Annotated in this window: 19 protein-coding genes; 3 read left to right on the plus strand and 16 right to left on the minus strand. The window is 49.3% G+C overall.

The window, feature by feature from the left end:
* Positions 1-36: 36 nt before the first annotated feature.
* The 5 genes from HMPREF9469_RS32820 to HMPREF9469_RS31125 all read right to left on the minus strand — a co-directional run bounded on the left by HMPREF9469_RS32820 (position 37) and on the right by HMPREF9469_RS31125 (position 3,093).
* Positions 37-723 carry a DUF6870 family protein gene (locus HMPREF9469_RS32820; RefSeq protein ID WP_205123935.1) on the minus strand — a complete coding sequence of 229 codons (687 nt, stop codon included), beginning with the start codon at positions 721-723 and terminating at the stop codon, positions 37-39.
* Positions 724-770: 47 nt separating this feature from the next.
* On the minus strand, positions 771-1,013 hold the full coding sequence (locus HMPREF9469_RS06170; RefSeq protein ID WP_002604473.1) for a helix-turn-helix domain-containing protein: 243 nt from the start codon (positions 1,011-1,013) through the stop codon (positions 771-773).
* Positions 997-1,434 carry a sigma-70 family RNA polymerase sigma factor gene (locus HMPREF9469_RS06175; RefSeq protein ID WP_002604474.1) on the minus strand — a complete coding sequence of 146 codons (438 nt, stop codon included), beginning with the start codon at positions 1,432-1,434 and terminating at the stop codon, positions 997-999. Before HMPREF9469_RS06175 ends, HMPREF9469_RS06170 begins: the two co-directional genes overlap by 17 nt.
* Before the next feature lie 473 nt (positions 1,435-1,907).
* Positions 1,908-2,891, minus strand: coding sequence for a 23S rRNA (adenine(2503)-C(2))-methyltransferase RlmN (rlmN, locus tag HMPREF9469_RS06180; protein WP_002584956.1), 984 nt, complete (start codon positions 2,889-2,891; stop codon positions 1,908-1,910).
* A 16-nt stretch (positions 2,892-2,907) separates the two neighbouring features.
* Positions 2,908-3,093, minus strand: coding sequence for a cysteine-rich KTR domain-containing protein (locus tag HMPREF9469_RS31125; RefSeq protein ID WP_003431289.1), 186 nt, complete (start codon positions 3,091-3,093; stop codon positions 2,908-2,910).
* 398 nt (positions 3,094-3,491) lie between these two features.
* Here HMPREF9469_RS31125 and HMPREF9469_RS06185 point away from each other — a divergent pair, with 398 nt between their 5' ends.
* The 3 genes from HMPREF9469_RS06185 to HMPREF9469_RS06195 all read left to right on the plus strand — a co-directional run bounded on the left by HMPREF9469_RS06185 (position 3,492) and on the right by HMPREF9469_RS06195 (position 5,674).
* Entirely contained in the window at positions 3,492-3,848 is a 357-nt protein-coding gene (locus tag HMPREF9469_RS06185) for a helix-turn-helix transcriptional regulator (protein WP_002584957.1), read from the plus strand.
* 201 nt (positions 3,849-4,049) lie between these two features.
* Positions 4,050-4,379 carry a plasmid mobilization protein gene (locus HMPREF9469_RS06190; protein WP_002584958.1) on the plus strand — a complete coding sequence of 110 codons (330 nt, stop codon included), beginning with the start codon at positions 4,050-4,052 and terminating at the stop codon, positions 4,377-4,379.
* Positions 4,340-5,674, plus strand: coding sequence for a relaxase/mobilization nuclease domain-containing protein (locus tag HMPREF9469_RS06195; RefSeq protein ID WP_007860193.1), 1,335 nt, complete (start codon positions 4,340-4,342; stop codon positions 5,672-5,674). Before HMPREF9469_RS06190 ends, HMPREF9469_RS06195 begins: the two co-directional genes overlap by 40 nt.
* Positions 5,675-5,744: 70 nt before the next feature.
* Here HMPREF9469_RS06195 and HMPREF9469_RS06200 read toward each other — a convergent pair whose 3' ends face one another.
* The 11 genes from HMPREF9469_RS06200 to HMPREF9469_RS06250 form a co-directional block, all read right to left on the minus strand.
* The gene (locus HMPREF9469_RS06200) at positions 5,745-6,506 is read right to left on the minus strand and encodes a hypothetical protein (protein ID WP_007860195.1); all 762 of its coding nucleotides are present in this window, start codon (positions 6,504-6,506) and stop codon (positions 5,745-5,747) included.
* Positions 6,507-6,872: 366 nt separating this feature from the next.
* Complete coding sequence (locus tag HMPREF9469_RS06205) at positions 6,873-7,082, minus strand: transposon-transfer assisting family protein (RefSeq protein ID WP_007860197.1); 210 nt, start codon at positions 7,080-7,082, stop codon at positions 6,873-6,875.
* A 4-nt stretch (positions 7,083-7,086) separates the two neighbouring features.
* The gene (locus HMPREF9469_RS06210; protein WP_007860198.1) at positions 7,087-10,116 is read right to left on the minus strand and encodes an antirestriction protein ArdA; all 3,030 of its coding nucleotides are present in this window, start codon (positions 10,114-10,116) and stop codon (positions 7,087-7,089) included.
* A gap of 126 nt (positions 10,117-10,242) precedes the next feature.
* Positions 10,243-10,611: a cysteine-rich VLP domain-containing protein gene (locus HMPREF9469_RS06215; protein WP_007860200.1), complete on the minus strand. Its 369-nt coding sequence runs from the start codon at positions 10,609-10,611 to the stop codon at positions 10,243-10,245.
* Positions 10,608-12,683, minus strand: a complete 2,076-nt coding sequence (locus HMPREF9469_RS06220) for a type IA DNA topoisomerase (protein WP_007860201.1) — start codon at positions 12,681-12,683, stop codon at positions 10,608-10,610. Before HMPREF9469_RS06220 ends, HMPREF9469_RS06215 begins: the two co-directional genes overlap by 4 nt.
* The gene (locus tag HMPREF9469_RS06225; protein ID WP_007860202.1) at positions 12,680-13,420 is read right to left on the minus strand and encodes a DUF4366 domain-containing protein; all 741 of its coding nucleotides are present in this window, start codon (positions 13,418-13,420) and stop codon (positions 12,680-12,682) included. The genes HMPREF9469_RS06220 and HMPREF9469_RS06225 overlap by 4 nt, the downstream gene beginning before the upstream one ends.
* On the minus strand, positions 13,410-13,676 hold the full coding sequence (locus HMPREF9469_RS06230; protein WP_003508256.1) for a DUF4315 family protein: 267 nt from the start codon (positions 13,674-13,676) through the stop codon (positions 13,410-13,412). The genes HMPREF9469_RS06225 and HMPREF9469_RS06230 overlap by 11 nt, the downstream gene beginning before the upstream one ends.
* A 21-nt stretch (positions 13,677-13,697) precedes the next feature.
* Entirely contained in the window at positions 13,698-15,665 is a 1,968-nt protein-coding gene (locus HMPREF9469_RS06235; protein ID WP_007860203.1) for a C40 family peptidase, read from the minus strand.
* Complete coding sequence (locus tag HMPREF9469_RS06240; RefSeq protein ID WP_007709580.1) at positions 15,662-16,618, minus strand: DNA-methyltransferase; 957 nt, start codon at positions 16,616-16,618, stop codon at positions 15,662-15,664. The genes HMPREF9469_RS06235 and HMPREF9469_RS06240 overlap by 4 nt, the downstream gene beginning before the upstream one ends.
* Complete coding sequence (locus HMPREF9469_RS06245; RefSeq protein WP_007860205.1) at positions 16,615-19,011, minus strand: VirB4-like conjugal transfer ATPase, CD1110 family; 2,397 nt, start codon at positions 19,009-19,011, stop codon at positions 16,615-16,617. The genes HMPREF9469_RS06240 and HMPREF9469_RS06245 overlap by 4 nt, the downstream gene beginning before the upstream one ends.
* Positions 18,971-19,363 carry a PrgI family protein gene (locus tag HMPREF9469_RS06250; RefSeq protein ID WP_007860207.1) on the minus strand — a complete coding sequence of 131 codons (393 nt, stop codon included), beginning with the start codon at positions 19,361-19,363 and terminating at the stop codon, positions 18,971-18,973. The genes HMPREF9469_RS06245 and HMPREF9469_RS06250 overlap by 41 nt, the downstream gene beginning before the upstream one ends.

Here is a 19,363-nt window from a genome sequence, read left to right on the forward strand (position 1 = left end):
AAGGTCTTTACCCGTAGAGTTAGGGAAAGTCGGCGGTTATTTCAGACTTAAAAAGTAATCACACAATGATTGCTTTAGCGTTCTATCCTCTGCGACAAACCGTATTCTTACGGGTGTATCACCACAAAGAAAACAGTATGGATTTACAATCTGCTCAAAGTAGCTTTGCATTTTCTTTGCTGCTGGCAAAGAACTGTCAATATGGATATTACGAATATCAACCAAAGTGCTGCGGTCAACCTGTGTAATATCAACATTTCTCATTTGTTGAAGTTGTAACTTGGTAATCATCTTCTTTCCCTCCCGGTTAGCGGCATAGTACAGAATATGCGCTCCGGCTTGTACGATATGAGAAATAAGGCTGAAACGGGCGGTTGTTAGCTGCAACCTCACGGGAGTTTCACCCCGGCCCATGCTTATGGGTGCGCCGCGCAATACTTTGAGGGTGTTCAACGCGGGAGTATCATTGTGCCGCCTTGTATGTCGTCGCCCACAAGCTGCTAAACCTGTTTTACGGCGCGGTAGTTGTCGCTCGACTTTTCCCCGTAGGGGAAAAGCTGTCATGGCGTACCCGCCGACTGGCTCGATACAGACGGAATGTACCCGTTGCCTGTTATGCTGCGCACCAAAGGTCGCTTTCTTTGTCAAGTTACAATAGGCTTTGTCGGCCTGCAAAAGCACATCAACAGCGGATATGCTTTTGCGGAACGACAAATAGCCCATAACGGGAATCGTGGAAAGGGGACACGCTCCCCGCATGGGCTAAAAGATTATCCTACATGAAAAGCAAGGGTGCGGGTAATAAGGCGCACTTGCAGCCTGTTACGCATTTCCTCGTCCACATAGGAATAGGTATTGCCCGCGTCGTCTTTCAGCGTGCGGGTACAAAGTTTCGCTATGTAACCCTCGTAATGCTTCAAGATCGCGCACATGGCGGTTGTGTCGCCGTTTGCCGCTGCGGAAATGACAGGGAACGGCAACAGATTTTCAGATTTCCTAACGGTATTCATCATCTGCTTTTCCCTCCAAATACTGTTTGATTTTCGCAAGCGCGGATTTCCTGTGCCGGAAAACCGTCGTGCGTACAACATTCAGCAGTTCGCCAATTTCCGCGTCGCTCATATCCAAGAAGTAGGACAAAAGGATAATGTCGCGTTTCCTTTCGGGCAAAGCGTTAAGGGCTTCGGCAAGCAGTTCATTTTTGACGAGTACATCAAAGCCGGACACTTGAAAACGGAAATAATCGCTTTCGTATTCGTCCGTTGTGAAAAGCTGCGCGAGTTCGCTTTCGCTCAAATCCGAAAAAGTAACTTCGCGTGCTGCGCGTTTCGCAAGAGTGCGGCGGTGGCTTTTCGCTTCGCCGACCAAAGTTTTCTTTGCTAATGCGTCGTACTGATGTTGTATTCTTTCCTTGTCGGAAGAAGATAGCTCCATAGAGTTCACCTCCTTCCCGCGTGGAGTAGAGGACGGGAGTTAAGGGCTTGTCCTCTCTGCCCCTTTCGCTCCGTACCCGTTCGGGAGATGGCTCTTGAGTGCGCTTTTCAGAAAAAAGTTGAAAAAAGCAAAATGCGCCCGTCCGCAAGACGCGGACGGGCGCAAAGGAAATGTAAGCAGTAGCTAAATGTATTGACAGTTCACATTCATAGCCGGAATATCCCGCTTGCGGAGCATAGCTTTTTTTGACCGCAAAGCATTAGGCGGGTTACAGTAAATAAAAATGGACACGGCGATACCTCCCCGATACCGCCGTATCCTTAAAAAAGGGCGACTTTAATACACTACCCGCAATCCATTCTATAATAGGGAACAGCGGCTTTTGCGCAATATTAAATAAAAAAGCCGATAACACATAGGTTTTTTGACCTAATGCGTTATCGGCTCTGCGTCTATGCGTCTGGCACTTTTAATCATTTTTTTTTGAATTTATTATATGTGTTAGCTAACTGTCCACAAGCCGCGTTAATCTCTCTGCCATGAGAAACTCTCATAGTAACTTCAAGTCCTGCTTGCTCTAATTGATGTTTGAATGCAACTATTTCCCGTTTCTGTGGTGCTTTAATTCTTGAATTGCTTGTTGGGTTGTATTGTAACACGTTAATCATAACTTTTTTGCCCCGAAACCATTTTGCAAGTTGTCTTACATCTGAGGGCCGGTCATTTATACCCGGTAAAAGCAAATACGCAAAGACAATTTTGCGATTATGCCTTTCAGAATAGGATAAGGCTTGCTTAACAACATCTTCAATAGCATATATGCGCATGTGAGGAATAATACGATTTCTTGCAGATTGTGTTGCTGCGTGTAAAGATATTGTCAACTGAATTTTAAGATGTTCCTCGCGCAATTTTTTTAATTGATCGACCGGACCAACTGTTGATATGGTAATGCCGTCGGTTGGAAAGTTGAGCCCATATCTATCTCGGAGAATATGGATTGCTTTTATCAAGTTGTCATAATTGAATAAAGGCTCTCCCATACCCATAAAAACGATACGGTTTACTTTTCGACGCAACAATATAATCTGTTGTACGATTTCTGACGATGTTAGATTACGAACAAAGCCATTTCGCCCGGACTCACAAAAAATACAACCAACAGGACAACCGACTTGTGTGCTCACGCAAACAGTTCCACCATCTCGCCGCTTGATAAAAACCGTTTCAATGTATTTGTTGTCTTTCAGTTCGTAAACATACTTTTCAGTATCACTGCTTTTGCAAATATTTTTTACCAACATTGATAGATTTTTTTTGCGTGGTAATTGCTTATATAATTCTTCATATAAGGCTTTTGCTTCATTCTCGCCAATAACTTCCGACATTTCTTTGTAAGTAAATCCGTATGGATCATTCCGTACTTCCGCAGGCGTATATTTAGGTAAACGTTTCATTTTTATATCCTTTCTTCTAAATAATAAAAGTTTGTTTTTCTGTATTTTTGATTACAATCTCTAATTTTTCTACATCAATGATATGCGTCAATTTGCATTTAGGGCAGAAAAGAGGAAAATCTTTTAATACAGTATTATGAAATACTTGAACTCTCGTCTTTCCGTTACAAATCGGACATTTTATCCAATATTTTTTAAGCATTATATTTCACTCGTCCTTTTTACACAAAAAAATGCAGGTCAATCCTCAACATGAGCATTGACCTGCATTTATAATGCACAGAGCAGTACAACAAAACTAAGGCATAGCTTGCACTATGTCTATACTATATCTATACGTCGTTAGTTTTTTGTATAGCATCCGCAAAATAAGCATGACAAAAAAGCCCATGTTGAAAATGGGAAAATCCTTTTTTTCAATGCTTATCTAATACGCATGCTATGCAACATAAACGCCGCCTCCTTTTACATAAATTTTATTTTATCAGAAAATCAGTCTACTGTCAATACACAACAGGAAGTATTTAACCTAATGATATGAATTGTGTGGACATATCCAAAAAGAAAGGTGAACTGTAAAATGTAACAGGGTGAATGAAAATGGCAAAAAGACCCGTACCATTGTACGACTTTAAGGCTTTCGGGGCAGCTATAAAAGCCGCGAGAAATGAATACGGCGAGAGCCGCAAAAAGGTAAGCGACGAGTTATATATTTCCCCGCGCTACCTTGCGAATATCGAGAACAAGGGACAACAGCCGAGTTTACAGGTATTCTATGACCTTGTAACCCGGTATCATATTTCGGTAGATCAATTTTTCTTCCCGAACAGCAATGCGGAGAAATCCACCGGGCGGCGGCAGCTTGACGCGCTGCTGGACGGTATGAGCGATAAAGGCATACGGATTGTAACCGCAACAGCAAGGGAGATAACGGAAGTCGAAAAAGCAGAGGATTAACCTCACAATATGAGAAATCGGGAGATTGCAGCGCATGGCGGCTGCAATCTTTTTTTGCGTCCAAAATCAAAGGAACGCGCAACAAATACCGCCTTTCGGTGGGGGTATGGAGTAGATAGCAAGCACAGCAAACGAGTACCCGTTTGCGGAAAATGCTTGTTGGGATAATCCCAAACCCTTATACCGAAAGGCGGTGCGGAAATGGAAAACCGAAAGAGAAATATACAGATGAAGTTTTACGTTACGGAAGAAGAAAAGCGGCTGATCGACGAGAAGATGAAGCAGCTTCCCATAAAGCAGTATGGGGCATACTTCCGTAAAATGGCGATAGACGGGTATATTCTTGTCGTTGACCGAAGCGACACAAAAGCATATATCCGGGAACTGCAAGCGGTGAGCCGGAACATCAACCAAATTGCAAAACGCGCCAATGCGACGGGGACGGTTTACAGGCAGGATATAGAGGACATTAAAAAGGCGGTGGACGAGATATGGCGGTTACAAAGACGCACCCTATTAAATCAACCTTAAAGGCTGCGATAGACTATATCTTAAATCCCGAAAAGACAGACGGGAAGCTGCTTGCGTCCTCTTTCGGCTGCGGGCTGGAAACCGCCGATATTGAGTTTGCATGGACGCGGGAAGCTGCCGGAGATCGCGGCACACATTTAGGGCGGCACTTGATACAATCCTTTGCGGTGGGAGAAACCACACCGGAAGAAGCGCACAAAATCGGCATGGAACTTGCCGGGGCGGTATTAGGCGGCAAGTATGAGTTTGTTTTGACAACTCACGTCGATAAAGACCATCTGCATAATCACTTGATTTTCAACGCGGTTAGCTTCGTTGACTACAAAAAGTACCATTCCAACAAGCAAAGCTATCACTTTATCCGGCGCACCAGCGACAGGATATGTAAAGAGCATGGGCTATCCGTCGTCGTACCGGGACAGGACAAGGGAAAAAGCTATGCAGAATACACCGCCGAAAAGCAAGGGACAAGCTACAAAGCAAAGCTGAAAACGGCGATAGATACTCTCATTCCCCAAGTGAAAGATTTTGACGAACTGCTGCGCCGCTTGCAGGAAATGGGGTATGAAATCAAACAGGGCAAATACATTTCCTTTCGCGCTGCCGGACAGGAACGGTTTACCCGCACAAAGACGCTCGGCGCGGCCTATACGGAAGAAGCGATAAAGGAGCGTATCAAGGGCGTGTATGTTGCCAAAACAAAAACGCTGCGGGAAGATAAGAAAATCCGGCTTGTCGTCGATCTTGAAAACAGTATCAAAGCCCAACAGTCGGCGGGCTATGAACGGTGGGCGAAAATCCATAATCTGAAACAGGCTGCTAAAAGCATGAACTTCCTAACCGAAAACAAGATTGAGTATTACAGCGACCTTGAAAGCAAAATTGCGGATATTATGACCGCCCATGACGCGGCGGCAAGGGCGGTTAAAGAGGTAGAACAGCGTATGTCTGATTTGTCGCTGCTTATCAAGCACACCACCACATACCGACAGTTAAAACCGATTTACGAGGAATACAAGAAGTCGCGGGACAAGGAAAAGTATCTGCGGGGGCATGAAAGCGAAATTATCCTGTTTGAAGCTGCGGCAAAGGCACTCCGGGAAATGCAGATAAAGAAGCTGCCCGATCTCGCCGCGCTGCGCAAGGAGTATAGCAGCTTAAACGACAGGAAAAGCAAATTGTATGAGGATTACCGCCAAGCGAAAAAGCAAATGCAGGAGTACGGCATTGTCAAAAAGAACGTCGATAGTATTCTTTACCCGTCCCAAAGCAAGGCGCGGGAGCAGGAGCGATAAACCAAACATAAATAAAAAGGACAGTCGATTTACTCGGCTGTCCTTACTGGTACTGCTTGATAACTCAAGATTACTTTTCCCAAGTAAAGCGGAGATACCGGCTGGCAAGAATCTGCCCTCCATCATCAAAACAAATCACCGTACTGGGATTATCCGGAGTAATTGTCATTGTTTCTAATTCTGAACCATTAGCGTCATAACAAATGATTTCCACCGAACCAACTTCACTCCCTAATTCAAAGGTTTGATAGTCAGTAACTTCCTCTGGGGTGTAATCTGTTTTGGAGATTTCCGAATGGTTTTCATCATAATATATCATGGAAAAAGATGTTGTCGGTTGTTGAATTTCAAATGTAACTTGGCAGGAATAATCAATTCCTGTCATGGCACATTGATCAGTGATTTCCATGCGGTCAAAATAAGTTTCTGTATCAAAATATACCCCTTCTTCATCATGATACAGATAGTAAGCTGTAACAGAGTTTTCGGATTCCTCTTGCGGAAGATATGCTATCGCGCCTTCAGCACCCACGGAATCATTGTCCAAGTTTGCCCCAAACGTCATACTGGTAAAGTTCTGATCTCCAGCATAAGCAACATCTGCACTGGCAGAGAAATAATATACGCAAGCAGCGTCCAAATCAAATGAGTAGCTATTATCTGCAAAATCCGCATAGACCTTTGTATTTTCCGGCAACTCTTGCTCATTGTTTATAAAAATTGCCCCTATCGCCGATTCATAATCAGGCGTAAAATTATCCTGCGATGAATTGCAGGCCGTCATACTTACCAATAAAGCTGCCATCGAAATGGCACATAGAAGTTTCCTCATTCCTTTGCACCTCATTTATTGAATTTAGAGTTCTAAAAAGCACAATGTGCTTTTTTATTATACCATATCCAACTGTTTCATTCTACCAAGAAATATGAAAAGACATGGATTAAAGAAAATGGGTTTTACTATCACCCATGCAAATTCAAAATTGTTGCTCGGTTAATTTAGAAAAGCAAGGGTAACAAGTGGAATGTTAAGGGCTGAAAACGCCTGTATTTCTGCGGCTTCCAGCGCGGGGAAACGGCGTAGACGATACTTTATATTCAAACCCGCAAAAACGGCTTTCTAATTGTCCACGCAAGGACAAAAAAGAACAGGGGCGCGGCGCCGGAAATCGGCAACCGCGCCCCTGTTTTCTATGGACTATTCCTCGTCGGTCAAGATAAACTCCCGTTCAGAAAACTCGCTGTCCGTCATGGCTTGCAGCTTGTTTACCGTTGCGGCGGCAAGCTGACGCATATCCTCGTCCATGTAGGGCATGGCGGCAAGGATATTTTCAAGCGTTGTTTCTCGGCTGTCCTCGGCGTAGATCGCAACAATGTTTTCTTCCTCTATGGTAAAGCAGATATTCATGCTATCAAACCTCCAAATCCTTTTTATGCTCTTTCTGTTTATCTTTCGGCTGCTGCGCCGCCTGTTTCTTATACTCGTCCAGCTTTTTCAGAATAGAGGGCTTTTTCTGCGGCTGCTCCCGTTTCTCGGCTTTTACCGCTTTCGCAAGGTCGGTAACGGAAATTGCTTCGCCCGCCTTTGCCCGCTGCTCCAAATCTGCGACGGTGGGCGTTTGCGGCGTGTTATTGATAATCCCGTCAAAATTGTTGTCGTTCTGCTCTATGGTGTCCTCGACGTGCTTTAAGGGATTATCCCGCTGCGGCTGCTCGGCGGCTATGGCGTAAGCCTGTGTGCCGTTCCCCATAATGAGATACTTCCCGTCCTCCGACGCATGGTGAAAACCAAAGCCCGACGCTTCGATCTGTTCCCGGCTCATATCGGTAATATGAAAATTGCCCCTCGGCGTTCTAACGGTTTCACCCGTCAAAAGGCTTTCGGGGGTCGCTTCCGGCTGCTGCTTTTCAAGCTGCCCGTCCTTGTAGGAATATCCTTGCGCCGCGATTGCTTCAAGGGTCTTGCCTGTAACGTCGCCATAAATCCGCTTATCTGCGTCAACCAGCATTTGCAAGGTGTTTTTTACGGTGTCGGACAAGGCTTGCTGCTGTTCGGGCGGCAGCTTGTCAAATACGGGGGTTTGCTGTTCCTGCTCGGCTTGCCGTTGCTGCTGCAACTCGGTAAAATGCCCCTCAATCTCGGTAATGAGTTCCTTTGCGGTGGCCTGTATCGTTTCAAGGGACGCTTTTAACTCGGTCATTTCCTTGCCGCTGCTCCAACCCGCCACATAGCCGAAAGAATAATCGGACGTATCAAGCCCAAAGTGCTGGCAGACGGTGTAAGCGACGCTTTCCGCTTCTACCTCGCGGGTATGGCGGTCAACGCGGTTTTGTTCTTCCGGCGGGGCGTTCAAGTCCACGTCGTGCAGCTTCGCATGGGCGATTTCGTGAATGGCGGTCTTTACCGCCTGTAATTCACTCACGCCCTCTTTGATTGCAATGCGCTTGTCGGTTAGACTGAAATACCCGTTTGCGCCGTTTGTAATCTGTTCAAAAGTAATCGGGACGGGGGACGCTTTTTCAAGGGCGGCGAAAAAATCCTCGTACTGCTCCACATCGGCAAGCAGCGGTTTAACGGAAAGGTCGGGAAACTCCTTGCCCTCGGTCTGCGAAATATCAAAGACGGTTATAACCTTAAAGGCGGGGACGGTGATTTCCGTTTCTTCCTTTACCACTTTTCCCTCGCGGTCAAGCATGGGCTTTCTCGTTTCGGGGTCGATTTTATCAACCAGCTTTTTCACCTTGTAGGGTGCGGGGGCAAAGATTTTAATGCCTTTCTCGCCTTTCTTTACATGGCGGTCAAACTCCTTTTCCCATTGACGGAAGCCCATTACTAAATTGCCGCCCTGCATAGCAATTAGGATAGTGTTATTCAAACTATAATCATGGAACTTCGACATAGCGGTTAGAAACTCTTTGTAGCGGTCGCTGTCAAAAATCGCTTGTACGCCCTGTTCCAAACGGGCGGTGATCTCCTTTACCTTTTCGGCGGGCTTTTCGGAAGTAAGGATAATGGGGACGACGGGGCGGGGCTGCTGCGGCTCTGCGGCCTGTACGGCTGCTTGCTGCGTTTCGGCTGCGTCCATATAGGCTTTGTCCTGTTCGCCGCGCGACCGCTGCGGGTAACTCATAATGCGGTATTCCTCCGGCACTTCGCGCCCCTCAAACTGCCGTTCCCACTCGTCGCCGCTTTCCACGATATAGCCGTATTCGGTAAACGCGCCTTTTTCCTGCGCGGCGGCGTTCCTGCCGAAAGTAGTAAGGTCAATGCCGCCTTTCCATTCTTCGGGCATTTGTACCATGCCGGATTGATATAAGTAATAGTCGCCCAAATCGCGGTAGGTATGTACTTCGGGGATATGGACGTAAAAATCCACGTTGTAGGTGAAGTCAATTACCTGTCCGATATTTGCAAGCCCGTTTTTCTGCTGCAAAGCTGCGTTCAGCTTGCCAACCTCGGCGGGGTCAAGCTGTTCGAGCTGCGCCGCAAGAAAATTGAGTTCGTCCACGTCGGCGGCGCATACCATTTCATAAGGCAAAGCAATATGTTTCTCCGGGTCGTCGGAATAGCCGCGAATGGAAAAATCCTGCGGGTTGTCTGCGGTAATGCCTACGTTCCGCATAGCTTCGTGTAACTGCTCCTTTGTGGCAGGCATATCCAGCCAATAGCCGCTTGGGTCGCCCGCTTCAAAGCGGCTGCGGTTGCCTATCATAATAGAAAACTGTTCGCTCATGTGTTCACGCTCCTTTTCCTGCCCGGTATTTTCGGGGATAGCTGCCGCCTGTTGCTGCTGCGGGGGTTCTTCGCCCTCTATGGTGTAGTCCGGCATGAGCATACCGTTTACTTTGAAATAGTCGGCGTACTCCTGCGGGATAGGCGGGGAGATTTCCGTAAACAAGCGGTCATACGCTTTGATACGCCCATTCAGATACTTTTCCATAGCCGCCTTATCGGTGAAAACCTTTCTATCTTGTCCGGCAATCTTCGCTTGGGTTCTGCTTGGGCTGTTGGTGCGCACGCTCCATGTAAGCGTCCATGAATACGGGATAGATTTCTGCGCTTCTTTGTCATAGCGGGTATTCTCGTAAATGTAGTAATTCATCTGATATACCCGGTTGCTGCGGGTATATCGGTCATATTCATTTTTCTGCCACTCATTAGCGGTGTGCTGGACGTGCGGCGTTCTCACATATTCAAGTGCTTTATCCAGCAAAAGCGTTTTCCCCGCCTGTTCTTCCCATGCGGCGGCTTGCTCCTTTAAGCTGTCAAAAATCGCCTGTTCTGCCGCCGCGCTTTCGCTGCGCATGGAAAGTAGCTGCGCAATCGGCAAGGAAGCATAAGGGGCAATATCTCCGTCCTTTGCTTCAAAATATATCCGGCGTTCTATCCGCATGGTTTCGGCGGCTTCTAATTTGTCATGGTCGTATGAGGTGTACGGCATATTGTTTCATCACGTCCTTTCTCGGTCATATAAGGGTTTGGGACTATCCCAACAAGCAAAATGCCCGCGCCGTTCCAAGAGCAGCGCGGGCATTTCTCGCAAACGGGTACTCGTTTGCTGTGCTTGCTATGTAGTTGTTTTTATCCGTAAACGCCTGTTTCTCTCACTTTCCGCTTTCTGCCTGCGGCGTATCTTTGCCGCACAATCGGGACAGTATTTCGCCCGATTGCTGCCCGCCGCAAACGTGCTGCCGCATACCGCGCAACGCTTCAAATCGGTTTCCCCGCTGCGGGTGATCTGTTCGCAAAGCTGCCTGTCTGCGGGTAAAACCGCTTCGCGGAAATAACGGCATAACAGCGAATAGCTGATACTCTGCACACACACGCAAGTTTCCCCGTCGTCCAATAGCAGACAGTTCCCGCAATCGTTGTTGGCGCACGCGGCGCGGGTCATTTTCTTAACGGCTCGATACTGCTTTTCATCAAGCCTAATCATTTTCGGTTCTGCTCGACGCGGAAGTTTACATACTTGCCGCCTGTGTCGGCAAGCAGCACAACCCCGTCAAAGGTCTTTCCCGTTTTGGTGGAGTACATACCCTTGATTTTTACCTTTCCGTCTTTCAAAAGGGCGGCGGCAATCGCCTTTGTGAAAGTCTTTTTGCGCTGCTGAAAGAACAAGTCATTTTTCCACATGACAAAGCTGCAAGCCCTGTCGGAACAGTAGTAGTTTTTCTTGCCCTCGTAAACCGTCGCGCCGCAACGGGGGCAAGTGCCGATTGCTTCCCGCTGCGGGGTAAACAGCTTCGCTTTATCTTCGGAAATCGCGGAATAGGTTTTGACAAGCCCCGCTGTCATTTCCTCAATGCTGCGCATGAAATCGTCCGGGCTGTCGCTGCCTTTGGCAATCCCGGTAAGGCGGGTTTCCCATTCTGCCGTAAGCTGCGGGGACGTAAGGACTTCGGGCAGGATAGCGGCAAGGTTATACCCGTCCTTTGTGGGGATTAGCTTTTTGCCCTTGCGCTCGGCAAAGCCCGCACTAATGAGTTTTTCAATGATACCCGCCCGCGTTGCGGTAGTGCCTAACCCTTTGCGCTCTGCGTCCTCCGGCGTTTCTTCCTTGCCCGCGTTCTCCATAGCGGACAGAAGCGTATCTTCGGTATATGCTTTCGGGGGCTGCGTGTAACACTCGGAGATCTCCGCTGCCGGATTGTCAAAGGTCTGCCCCTCGGCAAGCGGCGGCAAAACGGTTTCCGGCTCTGCGTCCTCGTCCTGTTCCTCGGACGCGGCGCGGGACAGCTTTTCAATCTCACGCCACCCCTCGCAAAGCGTCGTCTTTCCCTTTGCGGTAAAGGTATAACCGCCGCAAGAGATAACCGCCGTAACCGCTTCATATTCATAGGGCGCGGCTGCGGCGCAAAGCAGCTTCGCGCATACAAGGGTCATAAGTTTTGTTTCGCTGTCGGTAAGGGAAGAAAAGCCCGTTTTCAAAAACTCGGCTGTCGGCAAAATAGCGTGGTGGTCGGTTACTTTGCTGTTGTCGCAAACCCTTGTAAGGTCTGCTTGCAGCTTCACGTCCCGCATAAAGGGAAGCAGCGAACAAAGCCCGGTAATGAGTTCCTTTGTGCTGCCCTCCATATCGGAAGTGATATATTTACTGTCGGTGCGGGGATAGGTCAAAAGCCGTTTTTCATAGAGGGCTTGCGCATAGTCAAGGGTCTGTTTCGCCGTAAATCCAAATAGGCGGTTTGCTTCCCGCTGCAAAGAAGTAAGGTCAAACAGTTTCGGCGGGGCTGCGGTCTTTTTCTCTTTTTTAAGAGAAGTGCAAACGGCCTGCGATTTCTCGCAAGCCGCTTTCATCTGCCGCGCCGCCGCTTCGTCGTCCTGCCTTTCGGAAAGGGCGGCAACGCCGCCAACGTCCAGCCGGACGACATGATATTTCTCTTTCTTAAAGCTGCTGATTGCATAGTCGCGGTTTACCAGCATTGCAAGGGTGGGCGTTTGCACTCTGCCGACATTCAATGTTTTATGGTAGAGGATAGAGAAAAGGCGGGTCGCGTTAATGCCAATGAGCCAATCGGCCTTTGCTCTGCAAAGCGCGGATTGATACAGGTTGTCATAACCGCGCCCGTCTTTGAGGTTTGAAAAGCCCTCGCGGATTGCGCTTTCTTCCATGCTGCTAATCCAAAGGCGGGAAAAGGGCTTTTTGCAATTCGCCTGGTCATAGACAAAACGGAAAATGAGTTCTCCCTCGCGCCCGCTGTCGCACGCATTGACAATCTCGGTAACGTCGCTGCGGTGCATAAGGTCTTTGAGAATAGAAAACTGCTGCTCCTTGCCGCTGGCAACGATAAACCGCCACTCCTGCGGGACAATGGGGAGATCGTCGTACTTCCATTTACGGTACTGCTCGTTGTAGGTCGCCGCGTCTGCAAGGCTAATCAAATGCCCGACACACCACGACACAAGGTAGCCGCCGCCCTCATAATATCCGCTGCACTTTTCATTTGCGCCAATAACGGCGGCAATCGCCGCCCCGACGCTCGGTTTTTCTGCAATTACCAATTTCATAGATTTTCGTCCTCCTGCTCGGTCTGTTCGGTTTCGACTTCTTCCGTTTCCTCGTCGTCCTCGTCAAAATCAAGGTCGTCAAGGTTGTTGCTGCCTTTCGCCGCGTCCTTTTTGGACTTCAAAATCTTAAAGTAGTAGAACGCGCCGCCGCCCGCTGCGGCAACAAGCAGCACGACAAGCAGAATAGCACCGCCCATGCCGCCGCCTTTATCTTCCTCCGGCTCCGGCTGCTCGGTTTCTTCCGGCTCCGGCTCGGCTTCCTTGCCCGCGCACTCGCTCATGTTGACGCTGCAAACGGGGCAATCGGTGTTGACGCTTCCGGCAACGCATTTTTCAGTACAGCTACAAGCGGGGGTTTCGGTCTGTTCGTCCTCCATAAGCTGCAAAAGGTCTTTTTCATCAACTTGATTGAGGAAATGGACGGTGTTTTCTCCGTCCTCGGCGCGGTCAATGATGATGTAAAAATAGTTTCCGTTTTTCGTAACGACGGTAATAAATTGTTTATCGCCGGACGCTTCGCCCGTTATGTCGTCCACAAGGCTCATGTTGCCCTCCGGCGTTAAGGGCTGCGGCTCATAGCCGCCCGTCGTTTCTTCCGGCTCGGTTTCGGTTACGGGGGTAGGCGGCTCGTCGCTCACATCACCGCCGCCCGCAAAAGCGGTAACAGAAAAGCCGCCCATGAGTACAAGGGCGGCAAGCAAAGCTGTAACGCTGCGAAACAGTTTTTTATGCTTCATCTTCGGTTTCCTCCTGTTCGTCGGTATAGTCTGCGTCCGGCTGCGGCAAGGCAATTTCGCCGCTGGCGTAAGCGGAGAGGAACGCGGCAAGCTGCGCCCCGTCGAGGTGTACCGCTTTCACCATTTGAACGATCTGCGCGTTTTCTTCCTCGATTTTCTGCGCTTCAAGGTCTTTCAGCCTTTTTTGGTATTCAAGGATTTTCGCCCTCGTTTTCTCAATATCCCGTTCGATACGGTCAAGTTTCGTGTTTGCCATAGAAATAAACTCCTTTCAAAGTCAGTTGTAATGTAGCCGCCCATAGGCGTAAAAATGGGATTGCCAATAGCTTGTATCAAGTTTTGCGTATTGTATCGGGTCGCCACAATGCAGCATGACGGGGCTTCCGTCCCCGTCCTCGCCAACGTAGATACCCACATGAGATACCCCCGGTGTGTCATATGTACCCGTAAAGAAAACCAAATCCCCCGGCTGCGGGTTGGAAACGCGGGTTGAAATGTTGTAAAGCCCCTGCGCCCCAAGTCTGCCCGTATTGTATAAGCCGCTGTTCGTCAGCACATAGCTAACAAAACCGCTGCAATCAAAAGAGGTTTCCGGGCTGCTGCCGCCCCACACATAAGGAAAACCGACATACTTTTCCGCTTCCTCAATGAGCCGCGCAAACTGTTCATCTTCCAGATAGGCGGGCGGGATTTCATAATCCGCTGGCGGGTTTTCATAGTATTTTGAAATATAGCCGGATTGCGGGAAAAGGTCGGGTCTGTTCCCAAGCGACGACATATACATAGCGTACATGGATAGCTGTTCCTCGCCCATAATGTAAACGGGAACATGGGAGAGGTTGAAGTTTTCCAAATCCACATTGAGAATGTAATAGTTATAGGCTACTTCAACGTCGTATTCGTTGCCCTCGCTGTCCGTCCGCGTTTCGGTGCGGTAGCGTACCTCGACTTCCTCCGTAACCGTCAAGATATACTGTTTATCAAAGAGCATTTCAAGGGTGCTTTGCGCTTCATCGAGAGTAAACACGCCCTCATGCCAAGCGGAGAGGATAGAGATTAGCACATACGGGTCATGCTCGATCTCGTCAGCCGTTACCCGGTATTCGTCATAGCCGGGGTATTCGCTTTCGATGTTATCCAGCATATCCTGTAACTCGGCTTCCATAGCGACATACGCGCTTTCTGCGCCTGTAATATCCGCGTCCTCGGAGAGATAGGACGACGCAATCAAGCCGCTGCCGCTGTTGCCGCCGAACAGGGAACAAGAGGACAAGCCGCCGAAAAACAGAAGCACGATAAAGGCAATCCCGCCCACAATCAAGCAGCCTTTCCAATGCCGGACGACAAAGAACGTCGCCCGTTTGGTTTCCTGCGCCGTTTTCTTCGCCGCCTTTGCGGTGGCTTCGGCGGTCTTTTTCACCTTGCCGCCCGTTTTCAACGCCTTTGCATACTGCTTTTTAATGCGCTGTTTTTGCCAAAAACGGGAAATCGGGTTGGAGTGCGCAAGGGCGGGGTTATCATGCAGCGCCTTTTGGTAGAGGAAATCGGCGTTTGCCTTTGCTGCCTTTTTCTCGGCTGCTGCCGCCGCCCGGTAAGGTTTCAGCTTATGGCTGCGTATGCCGCGTTTTACTGCCCGCGTCGTCATGCCGCCCGCTTTCTCGCCCACAAGTTCTATCCTGTGTCCGCTTTCCACACCGACGTTTTCTTTCTCCACCTCATAGATTTTTCCATGTACGGCGGCGTCCAATTCCTGCGCCGGACGGGATAACGGGTTATGACGCAACTTGCCGTTTGGGGGCTTATCCGTTTTTTCAAAAGCAAGGCGCGTCTTTGCTTTGCCTTTGGCTTCGTCAAAAACGCGCTCTTTTGTGATTTTGGTCTGTTTGGGGATAGCTGCCCGCGCTTTGTCTAAACGGTCAGCCGCCGTATCGGATTTTTTGATTGCCTTTTGCAGGTCCGGCGTTGCCCGTTCCGCTTCGGAAAACTGCAAGCGGGACGTATGGGTTTTAAGCTGTGCTGCGTCAAGGGTCTTTTTCTCCGCGCCCTTTTCAAAGTGGCGGCTAACCTCTGTGCCAATACGTTGGGTGGCTTTTTCCGCTGCTCCCGCTACGGGGGCTGAATAGTTTTCCTCCGGCGGTCTTTCGCTGATACTCGTTGTTTCGCCCGTCGTAAGGTTTTCCGCAACCGCCCCGTCGCGGGTCATTTTCTGCGTTACCTTGTCGGGGGCTTTTAATTCCTTGCTCAATGTTCATCACCTCCAATACGCTGTTTTGCAAGGGTGCAGTATTCGGGGTTGATCTCTATACCCACATAGCGGCGGGAAAGGCTTTTTGCCGCCGCTGCGGTCGTGCCGCTGCCTAAAAACGGGTCAAGCACAATCCCGCCGACAGGACAGCCCGCCAAAATGCACGTTTCCGCAAGTTTGGGCGGGAACGCTGCAAAATGCCCGCCGCGATAGGAAGCTGTGTTGATCTGCCAAACGTTGCGGCGGCTGCGGACGGGGGAAATCATTTCGTCGGTGTATGCGCCTTTCCTGCGGGGACGGTTGATTTTCTGCGGCTGGTTTTGCCCCGGAACGGTAGCGGCATATTTGTTGCCTTTCCCAACTCCGCTTTTCAGCCGTACCGCCGTTGTGGGGGCTATCGGCTCGGCTACTGCTTGCCAATCGTAGTAATATTTCTTCGACTTGGTAAGCAGAAACACATATTCATAGCAGCGCGTCGGTCTGTCCCGCGTGCTTTCCGGCATGGCGTTTCCCTTGTGCCAAATGATAGAACTGCGCAAATACCAACCGTCGCCCCGCAAGGCAAGGGCTACAAGCCACGGAATACCGATTAGGTCTTTCGGCTTGCAGCCGGGGGCGCGGTGGTTTACCGCCACTTGCTGCCCGTTCCTGCCTTTGGGATATTTCGGGTCTTGGTGGTCGGCTTTGCTGCCTGTGCCGCAATAAGTGTCCGCGATATTCAGCCAACAAGTACCCTCCGGCGTAAGCACCCGCTTTACCTCATGGAAAACCGCTGTAATGCGGGAAACATATTCCTCCGGCGTTGCTTCCCGTCCGATCTGCCCGTCTGTGCCGTAATCGCGCAAAGCATAGTAGGGCGGGGACGTTACGCAACAATCCATACAGTTATCCGGCAAGGTTTGAAGCACCTGCAAGCTGTCGCCGCAATAGATTTTATCCGTTTCTATCTTCATGCTGACACCTCGCCGGGCTTGGTCGTCATCACGCGGTAGAGTTCCGTATCTTTTGGGAAACGGTCAATAAAGGGCAAAATCACGTTGCCATAGAAGATAAGTCCCTCGCCCGCTTCGGAATGGGTTACATAGGTCATTTGCTGCTGTGAAATGTTAAGCTGCTTGGCAAGGATTTCCCGGTCGCCCTGGGCTTGGTTGAGCATATACACAAAATCACTGTTTTCAAAGATGTTCTCCACCTCGCGGGACGACAACAAATCTTTCACGTTTTGGGTGATACCTGTCGGAATACCGCCCCACTTCCTAAAACGCTTCCAAATCTCGACGCTGTATGCTGCGGTCTGTTCCTCTTTGAGCAGCAAATGAAACTCGTCGATGTAATACCGCGTCGCCTTGCCCTCGCTGCGGTTTACCGTTACTCTGTTCCATACTTGGTCTTGGACGATAAGCATACCGACTTTTTTAAGCTGCGTACCGAGTTCCTTAATATCAAAGCAGACAAGGCGGTTATGAATGTCAACGTTTGTCCTGTGGTTAAAAATGTTCAAGCTGCCGTTTACATAGAGTTCCAATGCCGCCGCGATACGCTGCGCTTCCTTTTCCGGCTGCTTCTTGATCTCGTCGTAGAGGTCGCCCAAAATCGGCATATTTTCGGGCTTCGGGTCGGCAAGGTAGTTGCGGTACACGCTGATAACAGCGCGGTCAATCAAGGTCTTTTCGACAGCTTCCAGCCCGTTTTTACCTCCCATAATCAACTCACAAAAGGAAAGGATAAAATCGCTCTTTAAGGCTATGGGCGTGTCGCCCTCGCTGTAATTGAGGTTAATATCCATAGGGTTAATGTACTGCGTGCTGTTCTGCGAAACCTTGATAACCTGTCCTTTCAAACGTCCGACAAGGGGGTAATATTCGGCTTCGGGGTCGCAAATGATAATGTCGTCGGACGTGATAAGAAAAGCGTTTGTGATTTCACGTTTTGCAGAAAAACTTTTGCCGCTGCCCGGTGTGCCGAGTATCAAGCCGTTGGGGTTTTTCAGCTTCTTTCGGTCGCACAAAATCATGTTGTTGGAAAGGGCATTTAAGCCGTAATACAATGCTTCGCCGCTTTGGAACAGCTCTTGCACCGTAAAGGGAACGAAAACGGCGGTGCTGCTGGTCGTCAAGCCGCGCTGGATATGGATAAGGTTTTCCCCCAACGGGATAGAGGACATAAGCCCCTGTTCCTGCCGGTAGTCAAGGCGGGTCAAAATGCAGTTGTATTTCTGTGCGATTGCCGCCGCCCCGAACACTTCGTTATCCAATTTCTGCTTGGTATCTGCAAGGTTTAAGACAAGCAGCGTAAGCAGAAACATTCTTTCGTTGCGGCTCTGCAAATCGCGGAGTAGGTTTTTTGCTTCCCCGCCGTAGGTGGCAAGGTCGGACGGAATAATATCCATGTCATAACCGCTGCGGATTGCTTTCTTTTGTTCTTCAATCTTCATGCGGTCAAGGTCGGTGATCTTGCGCTTAATCGTCTTGATTGCTTCGTTGTGGTCGATACTCTGAATGTGCAGATTGACGATAATCCCGTTTTCCGCGTCCATGAAGTCAGCAAGCATACGGTCGGAAAGTTCCGGCGCGACGATCTGCAAAAAGGAAACCGCACCAAACTTGCCGCCCATTTGAAACATTCGCCCGTCGCCAAATCGGAAAGAGGACGGGGCGATAAAGTCTTTGACAGAAAGACCGCTTGCGGGTAGCCGTTCCCACGCAAAGTTAAAGCGTTCCCCGTCCGGGTGGAAAATCCCATGCAGCACTTCAAGACGCTGTTTCCCGTCCAATACCCGCGCCGCCGCGCCGATCACCTTAAAATGGTTGAGGGTGTCCGTTTCAATGCGGGCAAGACGCGCCCGCGCCGATCTAATGTCCTTTGCTTCAACGGTAAAGGTGAGAAACTTGGTCTTGATAAGCCCGTTGTTTCCGCGTTCAAGCTGCGTCCTAAGCATTTCGGTGTATTCTGCTCTGATACTGTCGAAGTCATCATTCTGCGGCGCAATCGTGATACTGTTCTTGAAATCGTCCTTGTTCGCATGGCGGCTGATTAGGGAAAGCTGCACGCTGATAGAAGCGTCGAACGAGTTATACATATCGCAAAGGGCTTCAAAAATGGCGGTTTTGTCGTCCGGCTGCGCAAGCTGATAGTTGATGTCCTCAAACTCAATGCACTTGGAATACCGCCCGTTTGCAAGGCGGCAAATCCCGTCCTTATACATTCGCTCAAACGGTATGCTGTCCTGCGCCGTATGGGGCTTCCCGTCGCCCTTTGCCTGTCGGATAAGGGTATCTATCTGTTTTCTTTCCTGTCGGGAAAGTTTACGCTTTTCGTTTTGGGTGTTTTTCTTTTCCTTTGACAATCGCCCGTACCTCCTTATCTAATTGCTCTTGCCGCGCAAGGGCGGCATAAAAATTGTTGGTCTGATAAGGTCGCTCTTTGGGGCGAAGAAACTTCACTTCCACAAATTGCCGAATAATCACTTCCAGCGGTTGCCCGTTTTTCTCGTACATGGCAAGCAAAAACATAGGCAGCATGGCAAGCACCATGCACAATGCCGCTGTGGTTGTTCCAACGCTGTCTTTTACCAAAAAGAACAGCGGCAGTCCGATTGCTACCGCCGCGCTGAAACAAATTAGCTGTCGTTTCGTAAGGTTGAACATTACCTTGCTTTTGATTTTTGTTAAGTCCTTTGGGACGGTTACATACGCCAT

Source organism: [Clostridium] citroniae WAL-17108 (assembly GCF_000233455.1).
In the GTDB taxonomy this organism is placed as follows: domain Bacteria; phylum Bacillota; class Clostridia; order Lachnospirales; family Lachnospiraceae; genus Enterocloster; species Enterocloster citroniae.

Coding starts and splice junctions, on each gene's coding strand:
- HMPREF9469_RS32820 (WP_205123935.1), bottom strand. CDS start 723: ATGGGCTATTTGTCGTTCCGCAAAAGCATATCCGCTGTTGATGTGCTT.
- HMPREF9469_RS06170 (WP_002604473.1), bottom strand. CDS start 1,013: ATGATGAATACCGTTAGGAAATCTGAAAATCTGTTGCCGTTCCCTGTC.
- HMPREF9469_RS06175 (WP_002604474.1), bottom strand. CDS start 1,434: ATGGAGCTATCTTCTTCCGACAAGGAAAGAATACAACATCAGTACGAC.
- rlmN (WP_002584956.1), bottom strand. CDS start 2,891: ATGAAACGTTTACCTAAATATACGCCTGCGGAAGTACGGAATGATCCA.
- HMPREF9469_RS31125 (WP_003431289.1), bottom strand. CDS start 3,093: ATGCTTAAAAAATATTGGATAAAATGTCCGATTTGTAACGGAAAGACG.
- HMPREF9469_RS06185 (WP_002584957.1), top strand. CDS start 3,492: ATGGCAAAAAGACCCGTACCATTGTACGACTTTAAGGCTTTCGGGGCA.
- HMPREF9469_RS06190 (WP_002584958.1), top strand. CDS start 4,050: ATGGAAAACCGAAAGAGAAATATACAGATGAAGTTTTACGTTACGGAA.
- HMPREF9469_RS06195 (WP_007860193.1), top strand. CDS start 4,340: ATGGCGGTTACAAAGACGCACCCTATTAAATCAACCTTAAAGGCTGCG.
- HMPREF9469_RS06200 (WP_007860195.1), bottom strand. CDS start 6,506: ATGAGGAAACTTCTATGTGCCATTTCGATGGCAGCTTTATTGGTAAGT.
- HMPREF9469_RS06205 (WP_007860197.1), bottom strand. CDS start 7,082: ATGAATATCTGCTTTACCATAGAGGAAGAAAACATTGTTGCGATCTAC.
- HMPREF9469_RS06210 (WP_007860198.1), bottom strand. CDS start 10,116: ATGCCGTACACCTCATACGACCATGACAAATTAGAAGCCGCCGAAACC.
- HMPREF9469_RS06215 (WP_007860200.1), bottom strand. CDS start 10,611: ATGATTAGGCTTGATGAAAAGCAGTATCGAGCCGTTAAGAAAATGACC.
- HMPREF9469_RS06220 (WP_007860201.1), bottom strand. CDS start 12,683: ATGAAATTGGTAATTGCAGAAAAACCGAGCGTCGGGGCGGCGATTGCC.
- HMPREF9469_RS06225 (WP_007860202.1), bottom strand. CDS start 13,420: ATGAAGCATAAAAAACTGTTTCGCAGCGTTACAGCTTTGCTTGCCGCC.
- HMPREF9469_RS06230 (WP_003508256.1), bottom strand. CDS start 13,676: ATGGCAAACACGAAACTTGACCGTATCGAACGGGATATTGAGAAAACG.
- HMPREF9469_RS06240 (WP_007709580.1), bottom strand. CDS start 16,618: ATGAAGATAGAAACGGATAAAATCTATTGCGGCGACAGCTTGCAGGTG.
- HMPREF9469_RS06250 (WP_007860207.1), bottom strand. CDS start 19,363: ATGGCGTATGTAACCGTCCCAAAGGACTTAACAAAAATCAAAAGCAAG.